Source organism: Ciceribacter lividus (genome assembly GCF_003337715.1).
Classification (GTDB): Bacteria; Pseudomonadota; Alphaproteobacteria; order Rhizobiales; family Rhizobiaceae; genus Allorhizobium; species Allorhizobium lividum.
In genome coordinates, this window is the sequence record NZ_QPIX01000027.1 from 1 (window position 1) to 1434 (window position 1434).

The 1434-nt window shown below is 69.4% G+C and carries 1 pseudogene; it reads right to left on the minus strand.

Annotated elements, in window-relative coordinates:
• A pseudogene (locus DFR48_RS21680) lies at positions 1-1404 on the minus strand (hypothetical protein); the annotation flags it as partial.
• Between the last annotated feature and the right edge of the window lie 30 nt (positions 1405-1434).

Below are 1434 nucleotides of genomic sequence, written 5' to 3' on the forward strand. Positions count from 1 at the left end.
CCAGTCGCCGGTCATCCAGAAGGTGTTCTTGCCGCCTTCGACGCGCCGCGACAGGGGACGGCTGTGGGCGCCGGTGATCAGCAGATCGCTGGACCTCAGGATCATCGCGCCGCCGCCGGCGGTGGCTGCCAGGCTCGCCTGCAGGTCTTCGAGCGTCACAAGTCCGCCGCCGCCGCCGCCGCCACCGTCTCCACCGCCGCCGCCGCCACCGCCGCCGCCACTGCCGCCGCCGCCGCCACTGCCGCCGCCACCGCCGTTCTTCGGGACGCGCGCGATGAAGGCCTGATCATTCTGAAGCTGCCCCACCACGACGCTGCCGTCGCTGTTGGTGCCGTACGCGGCGAATGTCTGCAGGTCGGCTGCGACGTCGATGCCGGAGCCGATGAGCCAGTCCTCGACGGTCTGCATCCCGCTGCCCTCGGTCCAGCGGAAGGCGCGCTCGATCTCCGCCCCAGGCACCTTAGTCAATGCACCGTCGATCGCCTGGCCGACCACCACCGCGCCGTCGCCGGACACACCATGGGCCATCGACCAGTTGCCGCCGTTGATCTCTCCCAGGCTCACCATGCCGCCGCCCTCGGTCCAGCGGAAGGCGCGCATGAAATCGCCCGATGCACCGTCTCTGGCGCCGCCGACCACCACCGCGCCGTCGGCAGACACACCAAGAGCGAAAGAACTGCTGCCGTCGTTGATCGTGCCGAGGTTCACCATGCCGTCACCCTCGGTCCAGCGGAAGGCGCGCTCGGCATTGCCCGATGCACCGTCGTTGGAGCCGCCGACCACCACCGAGCCGTCGCCGGACACACCAGTGGCCCGTGATCGGCTGCCGTCGTTGAGCATGCCGAGGCTCACCATGCCGTCGCCCTCGGTCCAGCGGAAGGCGGTGAAGGCATTGCCCGATGCGCCGTCGGTTGCCTGGCCGACCACCACCGCACCATCGGCGGATACGCCGTTAGCCGTGGACCAGTCGCCCTCGTTGAGCGTGCCGAGGCTCACCATGCCGTCCGCCTCGGTCCAGCGGAAGGCGCGCGTGGTACTGACCCCCACGTTGTCGCTGGTATTCTGGCCGACCACCACCGAGCCGTCGGCGGACACACCATTGGCTTCCGACCGGCTGACCTCTCCGAGAGCGCCCATGTCCTGCATGCCGCCCGCAGCGGTCCAGCGGAAGGCGTGATTCTCGTCAGAGGCATTCTTCGCACCCCCAACCACCACGGCGCCATCGGCAGACACACCCAGTGCCACAGAAATACCGCCGCCGAGGTTTCCGAGGTCGGTGATGCCCGTATCCTGTGCCCGTGCCGCCTGCGGCAGCGCCAGCATCGGCACCGCCGTCAGCGCCAGCCACATGGCCGCCGCCTCGGGGCGGGCAAGAAGGGGTCGCAGGCAGGTGCTGCTGTTCATTGCGAGTTTCGTCTTGCGGCTCACGTCGTT